The following is a 25673-nucleotide window of genomic DNA, read 5'->3' on the forward strand; positions in this document are numbered from 1 at the left end:
GACCAGAACCTGTTTTGCTATTTAAATTACTTTGTTTTTTGGGCCTGTATGTATATTACCGCGTATTTCCTGATGATAAGGCACAGCTTATTTTTTATCAAAACTTGAGCTATTCACTCCGCAAGATGTTGCTTATAGGTTTAATTATTGATATTAGCATTTATCTTATTCTACTGGTTATATCCCGAATGGTATGAGAGTAGAATTAGATAACGTTGAGTTGTATTTTGATGATAAACGCATCCTTAGCGGAATATATCTTAAAGCCGAAACCAATCGAATCACCGGAATACTGGGTAGAAATGGCTGTGGCAAAACCTCATTATTAAAAATTCTTTTTGGATCGCTCACACCACATAATCGATTGGTTCGCATCAATAATAAAGGTACCCTGAAGCCTTTGTACAAATCCAAGATAGTGAGTTATCTGCCCCAACATGATGTTTTACCTAGGCATATTAAAATTAAAATTGCCTTTAGCTTATATCACGTATCGTGGAACGAGTTTGTTCGGGAATTTCCGGGATTTAAGCAATACACCAATTCAAAGATAAAGCATCTCTCTGGTGGGGAGCAACGCGTGGTTGAATTTTATTTGTGTGCAAAAAAGCCTGCACAACTCCTTTTGCTGGATGAGCCGTTTTCTCATGTTGCCCCGGTGTATGTAGAGCGTTTTATGGATATTATCAGGACTGAATCTAACACTAAGGCTATAATTTGTACTGATCATTTATATGAGCATATATTAACCCTGGCTAATGATTTGTATTATCTACAAGGAGGAAATATCCGTTTAGTCAAAAAGCATGAAGAGTTGCGGGAGTTTGGGTATTTGGTTTGAGTAGAATATCCAATTTTTGATACTTCGCTTTTTATTTAGGAGATTCCTGCCTGTGTAGAGAGAAATAAATAATTTGGTAAACGACATGAGATTCCTGCCTGCGCAGGAATGACAAGAACTACACTTAGGGTCTGTCATGCCTGCGAAGGCAGTCGTCTAGAATAATTTTGTTAACGACCGAGTTTAATGCTTTGCTCCTCCGCTGAAGCTTTGGCGGCACGAGGACGCAGGAATGACAAGAGTGAAATAATAAAAACCTAACGAGGTTCTGTCATGCCTGCAAAGGCAGGCATCTAGAATAGTTTTGTTAATGTCTGAGTTTAATGCTTTGCTCCTCCGCTGAAACTTTGGCAAAACGCAGACGCAGAAATAATAGAAGAGAATACGCCAAGGGACTTTCATGCCTGCGTTGGCAGGCTCTAGAATAATTTAGTTAACGACATAAGATTCCTGCCTGCGCAGGAATGACAAAAGTGGGTATAAATCAATACTCAAACTCCCCGTATTCACTCTTAATCGTAAGCTTTTTAGTCGCTGAAGCTTCAACCCGGCCCACAATCTTTGCGTCCACTCCAAATGATGTGGAAATATTAATAATGTCTTGAGCGATTTTTGGATTCACGTATAACTCCATACGATGACCCATATTGAAGACCTGATACATCTCCTTCCAATCGGTTTGACTTTCTGCCTGGATAAGTTTGAATAGTGGCGGAGTTTCAAACAAATCGTCCTTGATGATATGATGCTCATCGACAAAATGTAGAATCTTAGTTTGCGCACCTCCGCTGCAATGAACCATCCCATGGATGTCGTTAGAAGTATATTGAGAAAGAATTTTTTTAATGATGGGTGCGTAAGTTCTGGTGGGTGAAAGCACTAATTTTCCTGCATCGATTGGGCTTCCGTCCACCTGATCTGTTAAACGCTTGCTTCCGGAATAGATTAAGTCACTAGGAACCGATGGGTCAAAACTTTCAGGGTATTTTTCCGCAAGAGCGGAATAAAACACATCGTGTCTGGCGGATGTTAAACCATTGCTACCCATCCCCCCATTGTAATCTGACTCATATTCGGCTTGACCGAAACTAGCTAAGCCAACAATCACATCTCCAGGCTGAATGTTCTTATTGTCAATCACCTCACTACGCTTCATACGCGCAGTTACCGTAGAGTCAACAATGATGGTTCTCACTAAATCACCAACATCTGCCGTCTCACCACCGGTAGAGTGAATGGTCACTCCGAAACCTTTTAGTTCTTGAATCAATTCTTCGGTACCGTTAATTAAGGCTGAAAGCACTTCACCAGGAATCAGGTTTTTGTTCCGTCCAATGGTACTCGACAGCATAATATGGTCTGTAGCCCCCACGCAAAGCAAATCATCGATATTCATAATAAGCGCGTCTTGAGCAATGCCTTTCCAGACGGATAAATCTCCAGTTTCTTTCCAATACATATAGGCCAATGAAGATTTGGTGCCCGCACCATCTGCATGCATGACCAGGCAGTAGTCCTCATCACCTGTAAGGTAATCTGGAACAATCTTGCAAAATGCTTTTGGAAATAATCCCTTATCTACATGTTGAATGGCATTGTGCACATCTTCTTTTTGAGCAGAAACGCCGCGTTGTGCATAACGATTTGAAGATTCTTTATTCATAGTACAAACTTAAGTAAACCGAAGAAGATAGGTTTCATCAAAAAGAAAAATCCTGATAACAGATTGCTATCAGGACTTAAAGTAGTTTTTACAGAGGTTATCGTGTAAACAATAATTCTCTGTACTTAGTCAATGGCCAAAGCTCATCGTCTACCAATAATTCTAATTTATCTGCGTGATATCGAATTTCTTCAAAGTATGGTTTTACTTTGTCGCAATAGGCTACGGCACGTTTTTCAGCATCGTCTATCTTATTCGCTTTTTTACGCTCTTCAATCATATCTGTAATACCGCTATTGATTTTAGCGATATGCCCAGAGATTTCTTCAATAATTTCCATTTGTTCCTTGGCGTGCTTTTTAAAGCTGGTACCGTAGATGTCTTTTAATCCTTTGACATTCTCGATTAACATATTTTGATAGCGAATTGCAGTTGGAATCACGTGATTTCTTGCGATATCACCAAGAATTCTACCTTCAATCTGAATACGCATCGCATATTCTTCTACCTCAATTTCATGACGGGCTTCAATCTCTACTTTGCTCATTACATTGAGCTCATCGTATAAATCAATCGTCTTTTTAGCTACGCTGGCTTTGAGTGCCTGCGGAGTGGTTTTGTTGTTGCTCAGTCCGCGTTTTTTAGCTTCCTTTTCCCAAGCCTCGCCGTATCCATCGCCCTCAAAACGAATCTTTTTAGAGTCTTTGATGTATTCTCTTAAGACATTGAAGATCGCGTCATCTTTCTTCATCTTCTTGTCTTTGATGAGCTTATCAACCTCTACCTTAAATTCTTTTAATTGCTTAGCAACAATCGCATTTAATACGGTCATGGGTTTAGCACAGTTTGCCGTAGAACCAACCGCACGTAGTTCAAATTTATTCCCTGTAAAGGCGAAAGGTGAAGTTCGGTTACGGTCTGTGTTGTCTAATAAAATTTCAGGAATCTTACCTACAACATTTAATTTGAGGTCTGTTTTCTCTTGCGGAGAAAGCTTGCCATCAGTCACTTTTTCCAGCTCATCCAAAACCTCGGTCAATTGAGAACCAATAAATACTGAAATGATTGCAGGAGGTGCCTCATTTGCTCCTAAACGGTGATCATTTGATGCACTTGCGATGGCAGATCTTATTAGCTCTTCGTATTCATAAACCGCTTTAATGGTATTTACAAAGAAGGTCAAGAACTGAAGGTTCTTCATTGGTGTGCTCCCAGGACTCAAGAGATTAACTCCGGTACTGGTTGCTAAACTCCAGTTATTATGTTTTCCAGATCCATTGATCCCAGCAAAAGGCTTTTCATGAAAAAGTACTTTAAAGTGATGACGCTCTGCCACCTTATCCATCACGTCCATAATTAAGGAGTTGTGATCTACAGCAAGGTTAGCTTCTTCAAAAACGGGAGCAAGCTCAAATTGATTAGGTGCTACTTCGTTGTGACGGGTTTTCACAGGAATTCCCAATAACATACATTCTGTTTCAAGATCACGCATATAGTTTAATGCACGCGTTGGAATGCTACCAAAATAATGATCATCTAATTGTTGCCCTTTAGCAGATGAGTGACCTAATAAAGTTCTTCCTGCAAGTGTAATATCTGGTCGAGATTGCGCCAATGCACTATCAATTAAGAAATACTCCTGCTCCCACCCTAAGGTTGCAGTTACCTTAGTGACATTCTTATCAAAATATTTTGCAACCGCTGTTGCGGCACCATCTAAGGCTTGTAAAGATCTTAATAACGGGGTTTTATTATCTAAAGCCTCCCCGGTGTAAGCTACAAAAATGGTTGGAATACAAAGCGTAGTTCCAAAAACAAATGCAGGTGAAGTTGGATCCCAGGCAGTATATCCACGTGCTTCAAAGGTATTTCTGATTCCGCCGTTTGGAAAACTAGATGCATCGGGTTCTTGTTGTACTAATTGCCCCCCACCGAATTTTTCAATTACTTGACCATCTTCCATAGCTTCTACAAACGCATCGTGCTTTTCAGCAGTTGCACCTGTAAGGGGTTGGAACCAGTGGGTGTAGTGAGTAGCTCCTTTTGAGATCGCCCATTCCTTCATCCCGGTAGAAATTTGATCGGCAAGATTTCTATCAATTTTATCTCCTTTTTCTACAGCAGAAAGTACCCCGTTATAGGAATCTTTCGTCAAAAATTGACGCATAGTCGTATTGTTAAATACATTATCGCCGTAAAACTCTGACCTTCTGCGGTCTTCATTAATATGCACCGGAGTTCTATTTTGACTTTCTTTTAATGCCTGAAATCTAATTGTAGCCATGGTGTATTGATTTATCAATTTTTAGGTTAATACGGCGCAAAAATACATTTTATTGAATTAGACCCCTTTATTTTAATGTTAAGTTATTAAAATAATATGCTTATTTTTCAACAGACCCCCTTTTTAAGATGGTAGAGTATATAATTTGGAGTGTTGAATGCAGATTTTAGATTTTGGGATTTGGGATTTGGGATTTAGCATGTTCTGATGAGAAAGAATCTCTTATTTACCCTATTCTAGAACAGAGGTATTTTACAATAAATATTAACCGCGCAGGTAGATATCTTGGATAATCATATATCCCTTGAAAAGATACCCGCCTATGCGGGTATGATAAAATTCTACACCCTAGAACCGCTCATTAATCCATGCTGCGATTAACTCTAGTACCGAAGGCGAAATGGTTTGTTTGATTTGAGCATACTCAAGGGCGGAGCCCGTTGTCGCTTCTTGAAACAAATGGTTCAAGCCTTCTAATTCTTTTACCGTAACATCCTTACTAGGAGATGAAGCTAAAGCATTTTTAATCTGTGGAAGATTCACCTCTGCAATTACCTGCACATCAAGTGATCCATTAATAGCCAATACCGGCACAGTAATTTTCTTTAAATATTCTTGTGGATCCAATCTAAAAAATTCATACATCCACGGATCTTTGTGAAAGCTCATTTGTGCAGACAACAAATCCATATTATATGCCTGTTGTAAAAAAGAAGAGAGCGAGTCTCTTTTTTGCTTCCAGGCGCTTTTTATTTCTTTATCTAATCCTAATGTGTCATTTTTTTGACGGATTTTATGTGCTATAATAGCAATAAAATCCGCATTGAGTTTTGCGACTTCTGGATTTGCTCCTTGTAGGGCAGTACTTTTTTCGACTTGTGTGCTAAGTACTCTACCACCATCTAATCCGGGGCCTGCCATCATCACAACATAGGCAACATCGGTATTGCGCGAAGCCACCATAGGAGCTATGAGGCCACCTTCACTGTGACCAATTAAGCCGATTTTCTTTTTATTGATGTCTTTGCGTGTGTTTAAATATGAGATAGCTGCTTCAACATCTGTGGAGAAGTCGGCCGAGGTTGATCCTTTAAATTCTCCTTCGCTTTCTGCTACTCCGCGTTCATCATACCTCAAAACAGCAATGCCTTGACGCACTAAATGATCTGCCAGCACCAAATAATATTCATGTCCTAGTAAGGTTCCGTTGCGGTTTTGGGGTCCTGAGCCTGAGATGATAATGGCTACCGGAGCTTTTTTAGATTTTTCGGGTAGAAAAAGAGTTCCGGCGAGTTGAATATCTTCGGCATCAGCATTTTTAAACACTACTTCTTCTACCGTGTACGGGAAAGGTGCAACAGGAGTTTGAGGTTTAACATCTTGAGAAAAAGCTTCCGCGAAAGCGAGAAATATTACTACTGTACTAATGAGTACTTTTTGAGGTGAAAATGAAGTATCCATGTGTCGTTGGTTAATTTTTTTTTTTACTGTTCTTGTTTAAATAAAATGTACGAATATCCTACTGTGGTAAGGACAAGTACCGTGGTAACGACCAAAACTAATGTTGAGTTTAGCTGGGGTGAAAAAAGTAGACTTGTCAAAATTAATACTACTCCAGAGATCAGAAAAAGCTTGCCTCCTAACTGATGGGTTTTCTTCCATACCGTTTCACTTTCTAGTGTCCAGGGTGTTCTAATCCCAATGAAATAATTGTGCTTTATGGTTTTGAAATAATTGCCCAACACCGCAAATAAAAGACCGATTAAGAAATAAAGTGTATTTGGATTTGACAGTGATTCCTGTTTAGTAGAATAGAGTATGTAAAGGGTGATTGCCGTCATTAAAACCACAATGAACATTTTTAATGAATGGTACTTACTTCCCATTTTTTTAAGTTGACCCTTTGGATCTATATAGGGAATAATTAAAAAAAGGACATAGGTTAACACTGAGGTAAGGAGAGGCAGAAACAATAAAGTTGATTTGTTGCTCCAGCCATCAATTTCTCCTGCACCATTCCAATGCGTAAGAACCGTTTGAGGCAAGTCGCCCCAAATAAAGCCAAGGTAGAGATAAGGAAGAAGAATAATGACGATAAGAGGTAATTCACGTTTTAAGTTAAATTGCATCGCTAATGTTTTAAGGTTAATATCCAGGTGAGCATATCTTCTAAAATGGTTGTATTAAGCGAGTAGACTACAAACTGCCCTTTTTTTTCCGCTTCGACAAGTTCGGCTCTTTTCAATAAATCTAAATGATGGGAAATACTGGGCTTTGACATATTGAAACCGTCGGCTATTTCTCCTGCAGTCAATTCATTTTCTTTGAGCATTTCTAAAATTTTTCTTCGCGTAGGGTCATTCAGTGCTTTAAAAAGCTGTTGCATTAATTTAATATTTAGATAAATATCTAATTAATAAATTGAAAAAGCAAATGTATAATACATAAACTTTGATTGATCAACCTTTAATAAACGCCAACGCAATAAAAATAGCATACCCTCCAAAAAGGATAGCCCCCTTATAGCGACCTAAGGAGTGGGCTTTTGGCAAAAAAACCAGCGGAAGCAATACAACCGCAAAACCTAGCATCCACAGAATATCATTGGATAAAATAGCTTGCGATTTCATTGAAATGGGATGTATTATAGCTGTAATTCCTAATACAGAACCTATATTAAAGATATTTGATCCTATTAAATTACCAAGGGATAAAGCGCGTTCTTTTTTAAGTGCTGCAATGACAGATGCGGCCAGCTCTGGCACACTGGTCCCCATTGCAATCATGGTGACTCCTATGACGCGGTCACTCACTCCTAAATACGTAGCGATACCTACTGCTCCATCAACTAACCACTCTGATCCATAATATAAGGCTGTTGCACCTATACCTAACCATAGTGTTATTTTTATATTAGATATACCAGATAACTCTTCATTAATATCTTCATGATTTGTGGGTGCGTTTTTTGATCTTTTGATAAGCAATGCCAAATACAATGCTAATGCAATAAGTAAAAGTACTCCTTCTAAGCGAGAAAGCACTCCGTCATTATGCAAGCACACGTACAATCCAATTGAAAAAAGAAGCATTACCGGCCAATTAAAACGCAAAAAATCGCGATCAATCGCTAAACTGGAAATGATTGCTGTGATTCCCAGAACCAATCCAATATTGGCACTGTTGGACCCTATGACATTGGTTAATGAAATATCTGAAAATCCATTAAGAGCGGCATTTAAACTTACCAAAAGCTCTGGAGCCGAAGTTGCAAAAGAAACCACGGTAAGACCGATGACCATTTTAGAAATATTGAGCTTAAAAGACAATGCAACAGCAGAGCGAACCAAAAACTCACCCCCCACCACCAAAAGTGTTAATCCTATAAACATCCAAACGATACCCATAATCTATTTTAATCTGAATGCGAAGATAGGTGTTGAATAGAATAAAACCCATTAATACATAAGATGGAAAAAGATATTTTTGGAACCACTCTAATGATGAAATCCTCAAAATATCTTCTTTTTCAAACGAAATCTACCTTGGTTTAGAAAAACAACCTTAAAAAGCCTCTTGAATTATTACAGTCCATAATACATAAGTCAAAATAAACTAATTTTTTAAACATTTTACAAGGCTCTATTATAAAATCCAATATGTATTGTATTAATTTACTTACAATTTAGTATTCAATTTCATAGAATTTCTCTTTTTCTTTTGTGGGAACCAAATCCTTCTTTCATATTGCCCCCATCAAAACAAAAAACAACTAATAAATCAAAACTATTATTATGAAAACTACAACAAAACAAGTATCCAAAAGAAATCGAATATTAGGCGTATACCTCCTTACGGTGAGTTCCTTTTTTGTGAGTTATACACTAAGCCTTTTAATTCACCTTGCTTAATTTATTACCATGATTTCACTCATCCAACAACTTCTTGAACTGATTTTTTAATGATCAGATTGACCTTTATGGCATGACTTATTCGTTGTGCCACTGACTAAATAATTAACTTTTAACGTTTATATGTATGATTACACTACTAAATATTTTATTGGATGTTATTTTTGTTCTTTAATAAGAACTGGAAAATACTGTAAGCGCGCGCAGTATGATTCTAACATTACATCATATGAAAAAAAAAAGATTTTCACACTTTTAGCTGGTTTAAATCGAAAGATGCTTCCCAGCTATACTAAAAAAGAGCTGGATCTAGCTAATGCGACTAAAGCACAACTTGCCTTGATTGCCTATCGTTATTGGGTTACCAAAAATGCATTAGACTAATACTGTTTCAAGGAATGGATAGAAAATTTTTCTATTCGATCTCGGCCGTTTAAAAAAGATAATTCCAGTAAGAAATTGCACTGCACAACTTCTCCCCCTAATTTCTCTACTATTTTAATGGCAGCTTCCATTGTTCCACCGGTAGCCAATACATCATCATGTAGCACTACGCTATCACCTGGTTGAATTGAATCTGCATGGATCTCAATCTGATCCTCACCATACTCCAATCCATAAGATTGACTTAGTGTCTTATGCGGAAGTTTTCCTTTTTTCCTTATCGGAATAAATCCTACGTTCAATTCGGCTGCCAGTCGACTACCAAAGAAAAAACCACGTGCCTCAATGCCAATGACCTTGTCAATTCGTTTTTCCCGAAGCGATTTTGCTAACATAGAAACACAACTTGCCGAAGCATTTGGATCAGCTAATAGCGGAGTAATATCTTTAAACATAATGCCCTGAGAGGGAAAATTAGGAACATCTCTAATATATTGATCTAAGTCTATCATTTTAGCAGCTTATTTTTGCCGACAAGATAAAAAGAATTATATTTGCTGCCCTTTAAAAGGCCTCGTAGCATAACTGAATAGTGCACCACATTACGGCTGTGGAGGTTGCAGGTTTGAATCCTGCCGAGGTCACGAATGAATATTTCAATAAGGAAAAACGCCAAGCTTGCTTGAGCGTTTTTTGTTTGAGATATTTTCAAAGCGGAGCTTTAAGGATGCGCAGCAATCCTGCACTACTTTGATGATTACCTTCTATACTTCTTATTATGCCTTAACTTTTTTTCAAATGTTTCTCAAAGCGGAGCTCTGTCAGGATCACCGAAGGTAGTACTGAAACTGACCTTGCGGGATACTCCAGCCGCACCAGACTGTTCATGCTTAAGTTTGAGTAGATCACTAAAAACTCTTCTCCTTTATAAATTTAAGCATCAACGGAAAAGCCGGTTGAGTCATTTGATGATTATAGCCCTGTAATTCTAAGAGTCGTACATCTGGATGTTTATTTTCTTTGAGCATACGATAGAAATACGCATTTTCTTCATATCGTCCTAATAGTTCCAAGTTCCGATCGCCAGTGATTAGAAGAATAGGAGGAGCATCTTTTCTTACGTGATGTAAGGGCGCAAATTGATCAATAACAGGTTGAGTTCCCACTATTTCTTGTTCTTTTCGAATCGTAAAATGGGTTATGGCATGCCCGCTGAGCGGGATCACTCCTGCTAAATCATTAGCATCTATTTGGTGTACCTCTAACAAAGCTTTATCCATGGAGACCATCGCCGCTAAATATCCCCCTGCCGAATGTCCAGAAATGAATACCCTATTTGGATCTCCACCATATCGCTTAATATTTTTCATTACCCAGGCTGTAGCTGCAGCTGCATCTTTTGTATAGGTGGGATTCTTGACCATAGGGTGTAATCTATAATTGACTGAAACTATGGCAATTTCTTGATTTTTTAGTTGATCTGGAATGAATTTATTTCCCTGTGTCAATCCCCCTCCATGAAACCAAATCAATGTTGCAAACGAATCTACTTTTGTTGGATAGTATACGTCTAATCGACATCTTTCTTTTTTATAGGAATCTGCCTGGGATACCTCTTCAGGGTAGTAGAAAATATTTGATTGTAGTACATGTTTTTCAGATTGTGCAAAAACACCTGCTCCAATACTGTAGATAAATAAGACTATAATCTGTTTAAAATGGTTCACGTTAACTTGTTTTATCTTTTACCTGTATATGCAGGATTAGGCGATGGTAATTTAGCATCTAACCGCTCAAGTTCGTCGTTCATTTTCCGCGTTAAGCGATCTAAAACGTCAGGCTGTTGTAAGGAAAGATCTGTAGATTCTGAAACGTCCTGCTCAAGGTCATATAATTCGTAGTGATCATCTTCATAAAAATGAATAATCTTATAGTTTTTTTCACGATAAGCTGAAGAAGGTTTACCATGCTGCGGACTATAATGCGGCAAGTGCCATAGGAGTCCGCGAGTGTTGATCGTATCTCCTCCAAACAATGGGAGAAGACTTACCCCATCAGTCGTTTTATACGCGCTAGAGGTAATATCACTAATGGTATTGAGAAAATCCTGTGCAATCACCGGTGTGTTATTGACCTGACCTGAAACTATCTGTTTGGGCCAACGAACTATAAGCGGTTCCCGTATACCCCCTTCATAAAGATAACCTTTACCGGCACGCAACATTCCATTATCCGTGGGAGGGGTATGCTTGGCAAACGCAGGAACTTCTTGAACTGAAAGTCCGCCATTGTCTGAAGTGAACAGAACAATAGTATTTTTTGATAAACCCAATTCATCCAGTCGTGCTAAAATTCTTCCTACATTAAAATCTATGCTTTCTACCATGGCCGCATAGTGTACATCAGGCATTTTGTTCACTGTTGTATCACCTCTCTTTGCAGCATATTTTTTCACTAAACTATCTTTTGCTTCAATAGGAACATGTGGGGAGTAATAATTTAAGCTCAAAAAAAATGAGCTATCCTTTTTTTGTTTGATATAGGATATAGCGTGATCGGTCAATACATCGGTAAGGTAGTCACCCTCTTTCGACGTATCTTGTAATTCGGGCTTTTGCCCTATTGGGAAAAAGGGATAAAAAAAGCTATTAGGTAATCCATTCCACGCCCCGGCAATATTTACATCGAACCCTTGGTACTCTGGTTTGTATTTTCCACCTCCCAAATGCCATTTCCCTATGAACGCAGTGTGATAGTTCTTTTTTTTCAACATTTCGGCAATGGTCATATAAGTCGTGTCTAGCTGTTGAGCGATAGGTGGTGTGATCAATTTTTGATTTGGTCCAGCAGGTTGATTGCCGTGAATATGCTCTGTAATATTGACTGAAACCGGATGCAACCCTGTAATTAAACTAGCTCTGGATGGACTGCATAATGGGGCAGCTGCGTAAGCATTAGTGAATCTAATGCCTTGGGAAGCCAGTTGATCCAGGTGTGGTGTTTCGATAAAATCATTTCCATAAGAAGCCAGATCAAACCAACCTAAATCGTCTGCAACGATCATGATAATATTTGGTTTTGAATGATGTACTTCTTTTTTCTCTCTAACATCGTCACATGCAAGTAGTAGGCATAAAAATAGAAGAAAGCTAAAATTGAATTTCATTGGATTAAAGTTAAGGTTTAAATCTATTTCTTTTTCGCTATGTTCTCATCATGTACTTTCCTGTATGTTTGAATACAGCATGGAGCAGGATACACAGCTCATAAATTATTCTCATATTTCTACTACCAAATGACTTATATGAAAACTGGCCTGTTGCTTTTATTCTTTATTTACCTCACCAGCTTTGCCCAACAAATCACTATTAACAATACGCTACCAAGAAAGGATCTTAATGGAGAAATCGTAGACGCTCATGACGGTAGAATTATTCTGTTTGAAGATACTTTTTATTGGTACGGCACCGCTTATGGTGACAGTAATGGATTCACAAAAGCTAATCAATACCAGTGTTATAGCTCAAAAGACTTAATGAGTTGGAAGCATGAAGGGTCCTTGTTGAAGGAACAACCCACAGGTGTATACTATCGACCTCATGTTATTTACAATGAGAAAACAAAGCACTATGTACTGTGGTATAATTGGTATCCTACGCTTTGGGATGGAAAATTTGGTGTAGCCGTGAGTAAAAACCCTACTGGTCCTTTCAAAATAGTAAATAAAGATGTTAAGATGGCTAATTCGGCGGTAGGAGTTGGTGATTTTGGTCTTTTTGTGGATAATGATGGTACAGGCTACATCAGTTATAATACGATTCAAGATCATCAAGTTTCAATAGAAAAATTGAGTGATGACTATGTAAGTTCTACGCTTGAAAATGGCGGAATCATCGCAAAATATATGGAAGCTGGTGCCATGTTCAAACGTAAAAATAACTATTATTTACTCACAGATTACACCTGCTGTTTTTGTGATGAAGGTTCCGGGGCCAGAGTTTATAGATCAACAGATCCTATGAAAGGATTCTCGCTTACCGGCAACATAAATCGATATCCGGGTATTTTTACTCCAGTGCTTATAGATGGAGTAAAACGAGGAACACAGTACGCAACATTAACAAAATCTCAAAAAGAAAATACCTTTCAAAACATACAAGTTCATACCACTAGCCCTATCTCCCTGGATCAATTAACGCTTTATAAGTTTACCGGAAACAAGCCTGACAACTGTGGAGATACCTCAATCCCATATGTGCATCCAGATATCACTTCACCAGTAGTTGAACTTTCTTACCATAATGGAAAAGAATGGATAACAATAGAAGATGTTGAACAAAATATGGAGCGCACTGCGCTACAACAGGAGATAATATTTTCTTTTTCTGAAATTTCTACCACTAAAATCAGAATTACACCTCTAGAATATACGATGAAAGATATCTTTCTTAACGAAATTGTCCTAAGTAGGAAAACAGATCAAATTTCAAATTCGGTTTTGACCGCATACATCACCTTAGATAATATTCCCCAAAAACCTATTATCCCGGCTCAACAGTCCTATATTATGGCATTACCTACCACAAAAGGGGAGCAATTTATCTGGATTGGTGATTTATGGGGATCTGCAAGTGATAATATTAAAGGACATGATTATCAGTACTGGAGCACACCTTTAAATTTTAATCCGGATGGATCAATTCAATCTCTTGAATGGACCGATGAATGGAGCGTTGAGTTAAAGAAGTAATTTATTTAATTGCCCTTACCTTCTATGATGTATTTCCCTGACTTTACAATAACTATATTGTGTGTATCAGTAGTGCTATAATCGACCTTTCCATTGTTAATACTTATGCTGGTAAATTGTTTCGGAATATAAATACTAGCCTCAGAATCCTTTGGCACTTCAATAATAAGCTTATAATCTTCCCCCTTGGATAATTCGAAATGGATATTACCTTTAATACTAGGAACAACGGCTTTTATGTATTTTAAAAATCCTGGTTGGGGTTTGACATCAAACGTTTGATACCCGGGCGAAGTTGGAGCTATCCCAGCGACGTACTGTGATAGCAAAGTAAGTCCGCCCCCACTCCATGCGTGGTTCGTAGTTCCGCCGCCGTAACCCTCTGCTCCTATTCCCCAACCTTCCCAAAGGGTGGTAATGGTAGGATGATTCACCATTACACCAAAACGTTCTTTCATACGTTGTAAGGCAAGCTCTGGTTCTCCCATTTGAAAAAGAGCTTCCAGGATATATTTTTCCATATAGGGACTGGCGTGCTTTTCTACCTGAAGCACTTTAGAAATAGCATCATATTTATCCTCAGCTGCCAATCCTGAAACAACCGCAAGACCTTGAGAACGATCATCAATTTTGCCCGTATAATCCCCAGATCGGTAATGGTCTGTTTTCCAGTAGTGCTTATTAAATGCTTTTTTAAACGATGACATATTCGCACTTAATTGATCGGCATCTTTTTTGTAACCCAGTTCTTCAGCCAGGAGTAACAATCCCTTTAAGGCGAGGTAATACTGTGTATTTTGGAGGAGTTCCATTTCTTTATGCTCTCCCCAATCTCCCCAAAACCATCCGCCTTGACGTATATCAAGCGTACCCGAAGCATTCAATGTGTAAACCGATAGGTACTCCTTTACCGGCTGGTATAATTCTTTAAGGGGTTGCAGATCTCCCGTTTGCCAATAGTAATTCCAGAAGCCGTAGTATCCTATACTGGCCAGCATTTGACCCGGGAGTTCTTTGTCCCAATTACCTGCGGGAATAGGAGAAAAAATCGTACTATCCTTACGTTGCCAGTTCATCAGTTCGTACATTCCCTTTTTCATCAAGGCATCAGCTTTTCGATCTAAAGCATAAAATGCTTCACCACTTTCTAATACTACATCTCCCCACCATTGCGCTCTTTCACGATCAGGACAGTCCATATAGGTATCACGCATAGTGACGTAAAGGGTTCTTCTGGCCTTTTTCCACAATTTATTGTAAAATGCATCGTCGCAAGAGAAACTACCTGAAAATTCGGTATCATATCCTGTTTCTCTATACTTAAGATCTAAAACGGTTATACCTTTCGGGATTACATAGAAAACCTTTTCACCGTTCATCCAGCCCATAGATTCGTATTCCTGAACTCCTTGTTTGGTAATATACTCTGCTCTTACATTATACGCACTACCGCCTTTATAATGATCTGTAAGAATGCTAATCTTTTGACCTTCATTCGCCTGAACCTTGAGGTAGGGAGTAATTTGCGCATTGTAGGGTAAATCAACAATTAATGTATCGCCATCACTTTCAAATGGAAACATAACTGAATCCTGATATGCTTTTAACCCAAAATCTTTCCATTGAGGAATGGGGCGACTTCTCATGTTTGACCAGTCAGCATTGACATCTGGCAGTATGTTTGCATTTAACCATTGGCTGGTACTATAATCAGGGGTATACCAGTCCTTGATGTCTCTTCTGGCATCAAAAACTACGTTAGACTCCGGTAAACGCCAATTGGGATAAGGCGGTTCGCTTTTTGAAAGATACGCAGGATGTTGCATCACCTTCCATGAAGCATCTGAAACGACCAGTTTTTTGCTTTGGTTAGAAACTTCGGACATCAAAGCAGGATATCCGCTGGATTGATGCGACATCCCATCTTTACCGAAATACCACATTAAAATCCCCAGGGTATTTTCTCCTCTCTTTAGATAGTTTGAAATATCTATTTCATCGTAATAATAAGCATCAGGAGAAGGGCCGCGTTTAAGTCCGCCCTCAAAAACCACCATTTCTCCATTGATATACAACCAGTATTTAGAATCTACGGCAATTTTTATGCTCACGTCATCTTGACGTTCAATGTTAACTTTTTTTCTAAAGATCAACCAGGCATTCTCCTTAGGGAGCGAATCTTGAGAAGTGATCCACGCCGGTTTTAAATGAGCATCTATTTCTTGAACAGGTGCAGAATCAGTTTGCTTAGATGTTGATCTGCAAGAAATCACCAACAAGCCGCAGAGAATTATAAATAAGTGATATGCTTTTCTACTATTCATTATTATAGTGGTGTTAGTGTAAAAGAATAGTTGTAGGACTTCGCCTTTATTCTGTAAGGCTCATGAGGTCTGGCACTTAAACTCCACGTATTATCTCCACCTACCCCCATTTGTAGATGATCTATATTTAGCGTAATATGTTCTGACAGGGTTAGATCTTCTATTCGATTTGCCTTATCAATCTGCTGTTGTGTATACGGCCAGGCACTCATGCTCAGAGGTGTATTCACGCTTTCGATTTTAATTCCCTTTCCTGTACTATCCTTGAATGATGCCCAAAATGCTTCAGAAATATTACCGCTTTCTTGTGGACGTACATAATACGTAAAATCGTCTTTTACAGAAGCTTCGTATTGCCCAAAAAATGCTCCCGACTTCTTATCGGCGTAGCTTTCTAATGGACCGCGCCCAAACCAAGTCATGTCATCGTATTTTTTGTTAAGTGAGGTCTGTAAACCTACACGCGGTAAATTAGCTTGATTAGCTGAAGGCTTAAGTTGAAAATTAATGCAAATTTTTCCGTTAGGGTAAATCGAATACTTCGTATGGATTAAACCTACATCCTCAGGAAGTCGATGTACTATTTGGATGATTACGTGATCTTTTGCTTCCGCGGAAGCGAACTCAAGGAGATGTTGCTTTTCTGAAGCTACTTTCCAAACACCCAAACGCTCCTCCATCCCCGAAGCTAAATCATTATCTGTTGCTGCCCGCCAAAAGTTTGGCTTTAGAGCGCTTACCAGGATCGTATCGCCCTGATGAATATAATTGGATAGGTAACCCAGTTTCTTATCAAAAACCAAGGTAGTTTCTCCGGTAGACACTTTGAGGATTGCTTCAGTTTCATCGATTGTATACGAGGCGCTATTCGTATCTGCATCTATGGATCTTGGAATGTATTGATACAAAAACTGCTCTGTCGCAACAGCAAAACCTGATTTAGCCCAGGGTGTATCCTTTTTTAACACAACGTGTATTGTGACATGGTAACGCTTGCCTTCTTTAATGTCGATGTTAGGTAAATCTAACTTTAGCTGCGCTTTCTCTCCCGCAGGAACATCTGGAGCCACAATTTGTTTACTCGAAATAACTTTACCTTCTTCTAAGATTTCCCACCTAAGATCATAGTAATTTAAATTTGTTCGCGCATGGCGATTAAATACAGTAAACTTTCCTTTACCAATAGAATCGGCTGTAATTTTTACTCGCTGCCAAACATATTTTGCTTGCCATCCTCCCGATTTTACTTTGCCTTCGGCAGAAATTAATCCCTTTTGCACAGGGTTTAGATCATCTTGATCCTGATTAAAATCAGGCCCATGTTTCCAAAGCGGTTTATGATCAGTAGATTCTTTTTTTACTAGTTGATCGCGCCAATCCCATACAAAACCACCTACCAATCTTGGGTAGGTATAAATCGCATCCCAATACCCTTGTAAATCTCCCGTTGAATTACCCTGAGAATGAGCATACTCACACCAAATGATGGGTCTATTATCATCATTTTTAACGGCTAACGCAATCATTTTTTCTACCGGCCGGTACATACGGCTGATAAAATCGGTATACATTCTATCTTTAGGTTCAGGATCAGGCCAGTTATAGCCATAGATATGTTGTGCTCCCTCATAATGAATGGGTCGCGTAGGATCATATTCTTTGATCCAGGCGGAAAGTGCTGCATGGTTAGGACCAAATCCGGATTCATTTCCCAAAGACCAACTCACGATACTGGGATAGTTTTTATCTCGCTCTACCATACGAATGCCACGTTCCATAAAGGTAGTATGCCACTGCGGAAGATTACTAAACAAGGATCCCTTACCATGGCTTTCCAGATTCGCTTCGTCCATCACGTAAATACCGTATTGATCACAGAGTTCGTACCAGTAGGGTGGATTAGGGTAATGACTGGATCGTGATGCATTAACGTTAAGCTGTTTCATACGTTGCGCATCCCGTTCCATGGCTTTTTTATTTTCGGCTTTACCCGTTACAGCGTCCCAATCGTGCCGATTTACCCCATAAAGTAGCACCGGTACTCCGTTTACTTTAAATTGCCCATCACCAATATCAATTTCTCTAAAACCTACTTTAGTACTTCGGGCTTCTACTAGATTCTCATCCTCATCTGTAAGCGAAAGCACCAGGGTGTATAAATAAGGAAACTCTGCTGACCATTTTTTTGGGTTTTTGACAGGTATATTCATCAAATTATAAAAAGGTCGGTTTCCAATCTGAGGATAATATTCTGAAGTTATTTGTTGGACCGCAAGTTCCTCTTCTTCCGAAAAAACAGGATTATTGGAAGCATCGTATAACTGAGCCGAAACTTTCCATTGATCAGTAGTAATGGTATCATAATTTTTAATGTTCGGTCTTATCTGAAGCATCGCATCCTGATAATTCTCATCCAGATCTGTTCTAACGGCAAAATCATATAACTGAACCTTTGGCGCGGCTTCAAGATACACCTCACGAGTGATCCCGCTCATGCGCCAATGATCCTGGTCTTCAATATAACTCCCATCGCTCCATTGCATGACTCGCAGCGCAATAAGGTTTTCTCCTGCAGAAAGAAAAGGAGTAATATCAAACTCTGCCGGTAAACGATTATCCTCACTGTATCCTACTTCTTGACCATTAACCCAAACGTATAAAGCTGACGATGCTGCACCTACATGCAAGGTAATTTGCATACCGTTCCAATCTGCGGGAAGCCTAACTCGTTTTCGATAACTCCCTGTGGGATTATAATCAGTGGGTATTTGGGGCGGACCTATGCCCTGCTTCTCCCAGATCTGATGGGTAAGACGGTGATAGGGTTTACCATAGCCTTGTAATTCCCAATTAGATGGAACGGTAATTTCATCCCAGGATTCATCAGCATAATTGATACGCTGAAAATCTTTAGGAGATTTGGCAGGAGCTTCTGCAAAGCTAAACTTCCACATACCATTAAGGGACATTTTTCTGGGCGATGCATCTCTGTTTGCCTTTAAAGCTAATTGATACGAAGGATAAGAAATAGAAGTTGCTCTCGCCGGGAGTTTGTTGACATTAACCACGTCTGGATTTTGGTAATGGGGGATGGTTTGGGCCTGAAACCTCTGGACATACCCTAAAAAGCATCCTGATACGATCGCCACGATTAACAAGTTGTAACGTAGACCTCTACTCTTTTGATGCTGCGAATGCTCTGACCTCACGGTAGGTATTTTTAAGTTCTTGTTCTAAGGCTGAAAACTCCTCTTTCCCGATAAGATTATTCTTTTCTTCGGGATCATGTTTTAAATCATACAATTCTTCAAAAATGATGTTCGCTGTATCTTTATCTTTAAAATAGCGCATGTATTTTTTGTCTGAAACCACCACACCTTCAGTACTGGGTATATAATATCGTTCTGAAGATTGCCATATATGCTCATAAAAAAATCTATCCCTCCAGGATATTGTGGTATCCGCTATCAACCGGGTAAGATCTTTTCCTTGCATCCTCGATGGAATTGGTGTCCCAGCCATTGCTAATATAGTTGGGGCGATATCAATATTTAATGCTTTTTGATTGATTTGCTTAGGAGTACGTTCAGTATTTTTGGGATCATAGATAATTAATGGAACCCTTATCGACGGGTCACTTCCATACCATTTACCAGCAAATCCGTACTCTCCCAGATAAAATCCATTATCGCTACTGTAAATAATGATCGTATTTTTATCTAATCCGGTTTCTTTTAGTTTCTTTAGAAGTGCTCCAACGGTTTGATCAATACCGTGAACTAATCGATAATATTTTTTAATGTTCGCCTGCTGCATACTATCTGTGGCGAAACGCGTTTCCCATCGATTACGGGCGACATTATTTTGCGTAAATTCTTTTGGGAAATGATCAAAGTATTTTGACGAAGACGTAGGCGGAGTGGCCACTTCATTATCACTGTAAAGGGAATCATAATGCTGATCTGGTAAGAAATAGCCGGGATCTCCCTCTACATGAGGTGCTTTGAAACTAACCGAAAGAGAAAAGGGCTTTTGAGCATCTTTTTGTAAATCGATAAATTCAAGGATTTGACCTTCTATTCTTTTTGTAAGATGGATTGGTTGATCTAAATCGTCTTTAGACTTGAACGAACCTTGTCCTCCAAATCCTTTCCAATAATCAAACTGCTTTGACGGCAATTCGTACCCTACGCCGTATTTCCCTATAAATCCAATCGTATAGCCATGTTTTTTTAGTTGTAGAGGATATGTATTTGTTAACTGATCGCCTTCAATATTTTTATCGAAACCCCAAATCCCGTGTTTTCTGGCATATTGACCTGTAAGTATACTAGCCCTACTCACGGCACAGATTGAAGTCGTTACATAAGCATTAGTAAAGTATGTCCCCTGATTCGCTAATTTATCTAAGAAAGGTGTTTCTATATGTTTATTTCCTGCAATAGATAATGCATCCCACCTTTGATCATCTGCCAACAGGAAGATGATGTTTGGCATAGTAGTTTGAGTTGAGTTGTTCTTCTCAGAGATTTTTTTCTCAACGGATGTTTTACACGAAGCTGAAATCAGCATCAATCCAAAAAAAAGAAAATTAACAATCTTTATCATATCATTAATGAATAAGGTGCTACTGCTTTTTTACAACCAGTAACACCTTGACTTTGGCTAATTTAATATTTTACTATTCCCATCCTGGAGTTTGCTCCATTCCAAATTCAACAACCTCTGCAAAAGGAATTCCTATTACTGTTCTAATATCCTGATAAGCATTAGCGGTAACTGTTTGTCCTTGGGCGATCTGATCTTGACCGTGCGAAGACATTACTTCAACTAATTTTCCTGTCCTCAACAAATCAAAATAGCGATGCGCTTCAAAAGCTAATTCCCTACGTCTCTCGTCGGCAATGGTTTGCTCCAGATCTGCTAATTCATCTGCACCAAGTGAAGGATCATCCAAGCCAGCTCTTTCCCTTATTTGCTCTAAAATGGCTACCGGATCTCCTCCGCCAACTTGCTCATAACATTCTGCCAGCATAAGCAAGGCATCAGCATAACGATACATCTGCCAGTTGATATTCTGTTGATTAAATTGAACCTGATCAAACGGAAATGCAAACTTGCTTACCCATTGGTATTCAATACCATTAGCATCTATATAATTGGAAATATTGTGAGCTTTACGGTCATCATCGTCAGAGTATAAATCGATAATACTTTGCGTAGGTTGATACTGATTTCCTCGACTATTAGGATTTGAATTAGATCCTAAAATATCCTGACCACTAGAAAATGGGACAAAATTAGAAAAATAGTTTGCGCCTTGATCTAAGGCAGGTGAAAACTGAAGCTCAAAAATCCCCTCAGCATGATTTTTAGTAAAAAAAACATCTGAATAATTAGGTAAAAGTGAATAGCCTAAGGTTGTTATTTCTTCTAATAAAGATCGGGCTTCAGTGTACTGCTGTAAAGTCATGTGGATTTTTGCTTTTAACATTAAGGCTGCACCCCTTGTAGCTCTACCGGGAGCATCAGTTGTTACAGGAAGAAAGTCAATTGCTTCTTGTGCTTCTTCGAGGATACTTGAGTAAATCTCACTTTCAGGATCTCGCTCTAAGAACTCATCAGATAATATTTGATCAGGGGTTAGCCCTGGATTAACAATGCATGGTACATCTCCGTAAATTCTTACTAAATTAAAATATAAAGCGGATCGAAGAAATAGTGCCTCTCCCAGTCTTGCGTCTCTTCTTTCTTCTACAACATAATCTACGTTATCAATATTAGCTAACAAGAAATTAACTCTTGCAATAGCATTATAACTTATAGTCCAAAATGTTCCAATATTTCCATTGGTAGAAATCATAGTGAATTCGTTTAACTCATCCTCTGCTATTCCACCGCCATCTCCGGTTATCTCTATATTCGTATTGTCTGATCTAGACTCACCAAAGCGCAACATTGTTCCTGCGCCAGCGCCATATAAGTCTCTATGTCGCTTGTAAACTCCGGCTAATGCTCTATCAATTTCGTCTTCAGTTTGGTAAAAGCTTGTGGGAGTTCTAAAACCAATGGGTTCCTCATCTAAAAAATCTTCACATGAAAATGCGATAAAAGATAAAAGTGTTAATATAATATATTTTTTCATCATGTTTATATTAAAAAGTTACATCAAAACCTACGGTGATCGTTCTTGACAATGGATAAGCTCCATTATCGACATTACGCACGGCTGACACGTCAGCGGCTCTATTTACAGTGGGCGCGCCATACTCATATTCTGTAAATAAAAACGGATTTTGAGCACTTACGTAAATACGCGCAGAATTGAATAATTTTTCAAATACTTTATCTTGTAATCGATATCCTAACGTTATATTTCTTATCCAAAAATAGTCTGCATCTTGAATCCACAGTGTATTTGGAGTTCTAAAGAATCTGCGACTTTGAATACTTCCCGTTCCAGGAAAAACTTTAGTAGTAGGATCGTCTCCCGGTCTAAAACGATCCAAAATAGCGCGATCTATATTGAATTGTCCGTCATCCTGATTCCATAAATATTGATTTTGCCCGGGAAGTATTTGTTGACCAATCGCACCATCTGCAGTAATACTAAAGTCCAGATTCTTATAATTAATACGTGTATTAAAACCGAAAACAAAATCCGGATTAGGATCTCCTATAATAGCAACGTCTTGCTTATTCAATACACCATCAGCTTGATCAGGAATACCATCACCATCGGTATCAATAGTAAGTTGATCTTTAAATTTTAGAGAGCCAACTTCCTGATCATCGCCAGGATATTTAGGTTGATCCGGATTATCTAAATCTTCTTGCGTAAATAAGCCGGTTACTTCAAGACCTCTAAATATCCCTAATGCTTGACCTTCTCTAACTTCTGTGATATTTATACCAGACATACCACTTCCTGCAGGAAAGAAAAATCCTAATTCTTGCGGCACATCAATGACCTCATTCTCATTGGTAAAGAAATTAAATCCTACGTACCAATTAAAATCCTGTTTTTGGATAATTTCGGCTTTAAATTCGATTTCAAAGCCTTCATTCCTAATTTCACCAAGATTGTCAATGACCGATCCAAATCCACTTACGATTGGTAATTCTCTAGGAAAAAGAAAATCAGTTGTATTAATGCGATAATAATCAGCACCTAGAAAAATTCTATTATTAAAAAAACCTAAATCTATTCCAAAATTGGTTTCGTTACTTTCTTCCCATACTGTATCAAAATTAGGAAGACCACTTACCGTTGCTCCAGGAGCATTAACGCCGCCAAAATTATAATCTTGATTTACACCAACAGATCCCTGATACACATAGTTTCCAATATTGTTATTACCGCTGACTCCATAGCCAGCTTCCAATTTGAGCTCCGAAAAAGTTTCCTTTATAGACTTAAAAAAGGACTCATTACTTACTCTCCATGCCACACCTGCTGAGGGAAAAAGAGCGTATTGATTATTAAGACCAAACTTGGATGAACCATCAACTCTTACGGTAGCTGTTAAATAATACCGTTGGTCAAAATCGTAATTTAAGCGTCCCATGTATGTAATTAATGCGTTTGCCTCTCCACCAGATCCACCGGTAAAGTTTTGAGGTTCTACAGAGTTTGATGCACTGGGAAGCTGAATTTCTTCATCTACTAAAAAATTAGAAGCTGCTCTGGCAGTTCTAGACTCCCTATGTTCTAGTATATAACCTGCTAGTGCATTGACACTATGCTTCTTGTCACTACCTAAACGCTTATTATATGTTAATGTATTTTCCCAAATGGCATTAACAAAATTTGATTCATCCACACTAGCAGAAGCACGTTGTGTACCTAAAGGATTTACAAATAGATTATCCCCTGGCAATCTAGAGGGTGTAAATAATGTAATTCTACGATCAATAATTTGAACTTGTGGGAAAGTTCTAAATTTTAATCCATCTAAAATCTCATAATCTAGAAAACCACTAATCCTATATAAGTCATTTCTACGCTCCGCCTCTCTTAACTCAAGTTTTGCTAATGGATTTGCATTTCTAGTGCGCCAAATTAGATTACCTTGAGCGACAGGAATTAATTCTCCATCTTCATCTCTATTTTCAGCCGTTGGATCCGTCCAATAGGCTAAAGCAGGAACACTGTAAATTCTGAAATCACCAGAGTTTGAATTTGTTCCTGTACCAGTACCTATTGTTCTTGTGGGAGCGATATTTAGGCCTAACTGTAATTTTTTGGATATTTGAGTATTAAAGTTAAAATTAAATGAGTATCTGGTAAAATCAGTATTTTTTAAAACACCTTCTCTTTCCTGAGTAGCCAAAGATATATTATACCTACTTTGATTAGTTCCCCCTTGTACTCCAATATTATAATTTTCTACTAAGGCATCTCGAGTAATTAATTCCCACCAATTAGTATTTGGCCCTATGTCCTCCAGACCTAATAAAAAAGCCCGCTGATTCTGCTGCGCTGGTCCTAGATTTATATTTGGATAGAAATCAATATCATCGTAAAAGTCAAGCTGATATTCATAAAGCTCTTGAGCATTCAATGTAGGAGGTGCTTCATAATCGGGTACGGATTGAATCCCTAAGTTAGATCCAAACGTAATTGTGGGTTTTTGGTTAAACGCACCTTTCTTAGTTGTTATTATAACGACACCAGCCGCAGCTCTAGATCCATAAATCGCCTTAGAAGCAGCGTCCTTAAGTATACTTATGGACTCTATATCAGCAGGGTTAATCGCATTTAAAATGTAGTTATCACGCTGCTCGCCCACATTTGTTCCAATAATAAATCCATCAACTACGTACAATGGCGTATTATTCCCAAACGTTGATAATCCTCTAATAATTAACTCTGGTCCACCATCCGGCCCACCGTTTTCTCTAAATTGAACGCCAGATACTTGACCTATTAATGCCTGTTCAAAGGAGGCAACCTGTTGCCGTTCAATACTTTCTCCTTGTACAGTAGATACGGCACCTATCAAATCTTCTCGCTCCTCCTGCCCGTATCCAATCACCACTACCTCATCTAAGGCATTGGTTTGTTCTTCAAGCGAAACATTTATGACATTTTGCTCTCCTACGGCTACTTCTTGTTTTTTAAATCCCACGTACGAGAATACTAGCGTGGCTCCTTCTTGAGGAACAGTAATGGAATATTCTCCATCAAAATTGGTGGACGTCCCGCGTGAAGTTCCCTTTAAAAACATGTTTACGCCGGGGATAGGGATCCCATCAGACCCGGTAACCGTACCGGTTATCTCTTTAGTTTGTGCAAAAGTCCCTAACGGAATTAAAAAGAGTAATCCGCATATCATCAGAAGCCTTCTCCATTTGGGGATCGAGTAATGTAACTTTTTTTTCATCCTCTACAGATTAGTTAGTTTGAATTAATACTTCGTGAGGGTGCTACGAAATCGTTGTAATTCTATATTCCGTCAACACGAATTTGACCCAATATTAAGATAAGGTTAAGAGTTATCTATCCTGTACTAT

The 25673-nt window shown here is 38.6% G+C and carries 17 protein-coding genes and 1 tRNA gene; 4 read left to right on the plus strand and 14 right to left on the minus strand.

All coding sequences use genetic code 11. The features are described 5' to 3' along the window. Window positions 1–193: 193 nt before the first annotated feature. Window positions 194–841: an ATP-binding cassette domain-containing protein gene (locus tag ABD000_RS12610; protein ID WP_343768172.1), complete on the plus strand. Its 648-nt coding sequence runs from the start codon at window positions 194–196 to the stop codon at window positions 839–841. Window positions 842–1325: 484 nt separating this feature from the next. Here ABD000_RS12610 and ABD000_RS12615 read toward each other — a convergent pair whose 3' ends face one another. The 6 genes from ABD000_RS12615 to ABD000_RS12640 form a co-directional block, all read right to left on the minus strand. Continuing rightward, on the minus strand, window positions 1326–2504 hold the full coding sequence (locus ABD000_RS12615; protein ID WP_343768174.1) for an AIR synthase related protein: 1179 nt from the start codon (window positions 2502–2504) through the stop codon (window positions 1326–1328). Between the two features lie 97 nt (window positions 2505–2601). Further along, complete coding sequence (locus ABD000_RS12620) at window positions 2602–4788, minus strand: glutamine synthetase III family protein (protein WP_343768176.1); 2187 nt, start codon at window positions 4786–4788, stop codon at window positions 2602–2604. Window positions 4789–5136: 348 nt separating this feature from the next. Beyond that, entirely contained in the window at window positions 5137–6249 is a 1113-nt protein-coding gene (locus tag ABD000_RS12625) for an alpha/beta hydrolase family protein (protein ID WP_343768179.1), read from the minus strand. 23 nt (window positions 6250–6272) lie between these two features. Continuing rightward, window positions 6273–6917: an SdpI family protein gene (locus ABD000_RS12630; RefSeq protein WP_343768181.1), complete on the minus strand. Its 645-nt coding sequence runs from the start codon at window positions 6915–6917 to the stop codon at window positions 6273–6275. Window positions 6918–6919: 2 nt separating this feature from the next. Next, window positions 6920–7174, minus strand: a complete 255-nt coding sequence (locus ABD000_RS12635) for an autorepressor SdpR family transcription factor (RefSeq protein ID WP_343768185.1) — start codon at window positions 7172–7174, stop codon at window positions 6920–6922. Between the two features lie 73 nt (window positions 7175–7247). Continuing rightward, window positions 7248–8195 carry a calcium/sodium antiporter gene (locus ABD000_RS12640; protein WP_343768187.1) on the minus strand — a complete coding sequence of 316 codons (948 nt, stop codon included), beginning with the start codon at window positions 8193–8195 and terminating at the stop codon, window positions 7248–7250. 780 nt (window positions 8196–8975) lie between these two features. Here ABD000_RS12640 and ABD000_RS12645 point away from each other — a divergent pair. Beyond that, window positions 8976–9083, plus strand: coding sequence for an SsrA-binding protein (locus tag ABD000_RS12645; protein WP_343768190.1), 108 nt, complete (start codon window positions 8976–8978; stop codon window positions 9081–9083). Here ABD000_RS12645 and ABD000_RS12650 read toward each other — a convergent pair. Beyond that, window positions 9080–9595, minus strand: a complete 516-nt coding sequence (locus tag ABD000_RS12650) for an adenine phosphoribosyltransferase (RefSeq protein WP_343768192.1) — start codon at window positions 9593–9595, stop codon at window positions 9080–9082. The two genes, ABD000_RS12645 and ABD000_RS12650, sit on opposite strands and share 4 nt — an antisense overlap. 58 nt (window positions 9596–9653) lie before the next feature. On the opposite strand from ABD000_RS12650, the gene ABD000_RS12655 reads away from it, so the two are divergent. Beyond that, window positions 9654–9727, plus strand: a tRNA-Arg gene (locus ABD000_RS12655). A 264-nt stretch (window positions 9728–9991) separates the two neighbouring features. On the opposite strand, the gene ABD000_RS12660 is transcribed toward ABD000_RS12655, so the two are convergent. Then, window positions 9992–10810: an alpha/beta hydrolase gene (locus tag ABD000_RS12660; RefSeq protein ID WP_343768195.1), complete on the minus strand. Its 819-nt coding sequence runs from the start codon at window positions 10808–10810 to the stop codon at window positions 9992–9994. A gap of 11 nt (window positions 10811–10821) precedes the next feature. After that, window positions 10822–12249, minus strand: coding sequence for a sulfatase (locus ABD000_RS12665; RefSeq protein WP_343768198.1), 1428 nt, complete (start codon window positions 12247–12249; stop codon window positions 10822–10824). Window positions 12250–12387: 138 nt separating this feature from the next. Between ABD000_RS12665 and ABD000_RS12670 the strand changes: the two genes are divergently transcribed. Next, window positions 12388–13833 (plus strand): family 43 glycosylhydrolase, encoded by a 1446-nt coding sequence (locus tag ABD000_RS12670; protein WP_343768200.1) that lies wholly within the window; start codon window positions 12388–12390, stop codon window positions 13831–13833. Between the two features lie 5 nt (window positions 13834–13838). Here the strand turns inward: ABD000_RS12670 and ABD000_RS12675 are convergent, their stop codons facing one another. From ABD000_RS12675 to ABD000_RS12695, 5 genes are all read right to left on the minus strand, one after another. Then, the gene (locus ABD000_RS12675; RefSeq protein ID WP_343768203.1) at window positions 13839–16157 is read right to left on the minus strand and encodes an alpha-L-rhamnosidase-related protein; all 2319 of its coding nucleotides are present in this window, start codon (window positions 16155–16157) and stop codon (window positions 13839–13841) included. Between the two features lie 2 nt (window positions 16158–16159). After that, window positions 16160–19366: a glycoside hydrolase family 2 TIM barrel-domain containing protein gene (locus ABD000_RS12680; protein WP_343768205.1), complete on the minus strand. Its 3207-nt coding sequence runs from the start codon at window positions 19364–19366 to the stop codon at window positions 16160–16162. After that, window positions 19332–20654, minus strand: a complete 1323-nt coding sequence (locus ABD000_RS12685) for a sulfatase family protein (protein WP_343768208.1) — start codon at window positions 20652–20654, stop codon at window positions 19332–19334. Before ABD000_RS12685 ends, ABD000_RS12680 begins: the two co-directional genes overlap by 35 nt. 184 nt (window positions 20655–20838) lie before the next feature. After that, complete coding sequence (locus tag ABD000_RS12690) at window positions 20839–22302, minus strand: RagB/SusD family nutrient uptake outer membrane protein (RefSeq protein WP_343768210.1); 1464 nt, start codon at window positions 22300–22302, stop codon at window positions 20839–20841. 10 nt (window positions 22303–22312) lie between these two features. After that, window positions 22313–25543, minus strand: a complete 3231-nt coding sequence (locus ABD000_RS12695) for a SusC/RagA family TonB-linked outer membrane protein (RefSeq protein ID WP_343768212.1) — start codon at window positions 25541–25543, stop codon at window positions 22313–22315. Window positions 25544–25673 lie beyond the last annotated feature (130 nt).

The sequence above is a fragment of the Gangjinia marincola genome (assembly GCF_039523415.1).
Taxonomy (GTDB): Bacteria; Bacteroidota; Bacteroidia; order Flavobacteriales; family Flavobacteriaceae; genus Gangjinia; species Gangjinia marincola.